Raw genomic sequence first — 2,631 nt, forward strand, 5'->3', positions numbered from 1 at the left:
GAGGTTCCTTTGAGAGCATTAAATTGCCTCGATCAAATTTGACATTGTTGGAGAGTTTGATCCTGGCTCAGGACGAACGCTGGCGGCGTGCTTAACACATGCAAGTCGAACGATGAAGCCTTTCGGGGTGGATTAGTGGCGAACGGGTGAGTAACACGTGGGCAATCTGCCCTGTACTTTGGGATAAGCCTGGGAAACTGGGTCTAATACCGGATATGACTCTTGGCCGCATGGTTGAGAGTGGAAAGCTCCGGCGGTACGGGATGAGCCCGCGGCCTATCAGCTTGTTGGTGGGGTAATGGCCTACCAAGGCGACGACGGGTAGCCGGCCTGAGAGGGTGACCGGCCACACTGGGACTGAGACACGGCCCAGACTCCTACGGGAGGCAGCAGTGGGGAATATTGCACAATGGGCGCAAGCCTGATGCAGCGACGCCGCGTGAGGGATGACGGCCTTCGGGTTGTAAACCTCTTTCGCCAGGGACGAAGCGCAAGTGACGGTACCTGGATAAGAAGCACCGGCTAACTACGTGCCAGCAGCCGCGGTAATACGTAGGGTGCGAGCGTTGTCCGGAATTATTGGGCGTAAAGAGCTCGTAGGCGGTTTGTCGCGTCGTTCGTGAAAACTCCACGCTTAACGTGGAGCGTGCGGGCGATACGGGCAGACTTGAGTTCGGTAGGGGAGACTGGAATTCCTGGTGTAGCGGTGAAATGCGCAGATATCAGGAGGAACACCGGTGGCGAAGGCGGGTCTCTGGGCCGATACTGACGCTGAGGAGCGAAAGCGTGGGGAGCGAACAGGATTAGATACCCTGGTAGTCCACGCTGTAAACGTTGGGCGCTAGGTGTGGGCGACATCCACGTTGTCCGTGCCGTAGCTAACGCATTAAGCGCCCCGCCTGGGGAGTACGGCCGCAAGGCTAAAACTCAAAGGAATTGACGGGGGCCCGCACAAGCGGCGGAGCATGTGGATTAATTCGATGCAACGCGAAGAACCTTACCTGGGCTTGACATGCGCCAGACATCCCTAGAGATAGGGCTTCCCTTGTGGTTGGTGTACAGGTGGTGCATGGCTGTCGTCAGCTCGTGTCGTGAGATGTTGGGTTAAGTCCCGCAACGAGCGCAACCCTTATCCTACGTTGCCAGCGCGTTATGGCGGGGACTCGTGGGAGACTGCCGGGGTCAACTCGGAGGAAGGTGGGGATGACGTCAAGTCATCATGCCCCTTATGTCCAGGGCTTCACACATGCTACAATGGCTGGTACAGAGGGCTGCGATACCGCGAGGTGGAGCGAATCCCTTAAAGCCGGTCTCAGTTCGGATCGCAGTCTGCAACTCGACTGCGTGAAGTCGGAGTCGCTAGTAATCGCAGATCAGCAACGCTGCGGTGAATACGTTCCCGGGCCTTGTACACACCGCCCGTCACGTCATGAAAGTCGGTAACACCCGAAGCCCATGGCCCAACCCGCAAGGGGGGGAGTGGTCGAAGGTGGGACTGGCGATTGGGACGAAGTCGTAACAAGGTAGCCGTACCGGAAGGTGCGGCTGGATCACCTCCTTTCTAAGGAGCAACACATCCACCCCGCCGGGATACCCGGACCAACGGTGGTGGAGTGGCCGGCACTCAACATCCGAACGTGGTGTTGTGCTGGTTGCTCAAGGAATTGTGGAACTACTGGTTAGGGTTCGGTCGGCTTTTGCCGGGACGCTCTAGTACTGCACTTCGGTGCGTGGAACGGGTGCTCCTGGGAGGTCGGAAGAATTGTTCACTGGCACGCTGTTGGGTCCTGAGGCAACACGCCGAGGGGCTTACACGAGCTCCAGGAGTTTGTTTCTGGTGTGGTGTTTGAGAACTGTAGAGTGGATGCGAGCATCTTTGTGGTCAAGTTGTTAAGGGCACATGGTGGATGTCTTGGCTTCAGGAGCCGATGAAGGACGTGGGAGGCTGCGATATGCCTCGGGGAGCTGTCAACCGAGCTGTGATCCGAGGATTTCCGAATGGGGAAACCCAGCACCAGTTATGTGGTGTTACCCGCATCTGAATATATAGGGTGCGTGGAGGGAACGCGGGGAAGTGAAACATCTCAGTACCCGTAGGAAGAGAAAACAACCGTGATTCCGTGAGTAGTGGCGAGCGAAAGCGGAAGAGGCTAAACCATGCACATGTCAAGCTGTCAGGCGTTGTGTGTGTGGTGTTGTGGGACCCGCCTTGGAGAGACTGACATCTCTTCGGGTTGATGTGCTGGTTAGTGGAACGCCTTGGGATGGGCGACCGGAGTGGGTGAGAGTCCCGTACGCGAAAACCAGTTTCAGAGACCTTGGTGGTGTTCCCGAGTAGCAGCGAGCTCGTGGAATTTGCTGTGAATCTGCCGGGACCACCCGGTAAGCCTAAATACTTCCTGAAGACCGATAGCGGACTAGTACCGTGAGGGAAAGATGAAAAGTACCCCGGGAGGGGAGTGAAAGAGTACCTGAAACCGTGTGCCTACAAGCCGTCAGAGCCCGAGCACATCCTTGTGATGTTGAGGTGATGGCGTGCCTTTTGAAGAATGAGCCTGCGAGTTAGTGCTGCGTGGCGAGGTTAACCCGTGTGGGGTAGCCGTAGCGAAAGCGAGTCTGAATAGGGCGTCC

General features: G+C 57.0%; 2 rRNA genes (1 of these 2 only partly in view). Both read left to right on the plus strand.

The window, feature by feature from the left end:
* The first annotated feature begins 44 nt into the window (after positions 1–44).
* Positions 45–1,561, plus strand: a 16S ribosomal RNA gene (locus ACIBTM_RS46410).
* Between the two features lie 319 nt (positions 1,562–1,880).
* Positions 1,881–2,631 (plus strand): 23S ribosomal RNA (locus tag ACIBTM_RS46415); it runs 1,939 nt beyond the window's last position.
* The 16S and 23S rRNA genes sit together here, the layout of an rRNA operon.

The organism is Amycolatopsis sp. NPDC049868 (genome assembly GCF_044461365.1).
Classification (GTDB): Bacteria; Actinomycetota; Actinomycetes; order Mycobacteriales; family Pseudonocardiaceae; genus Amycolatopsis.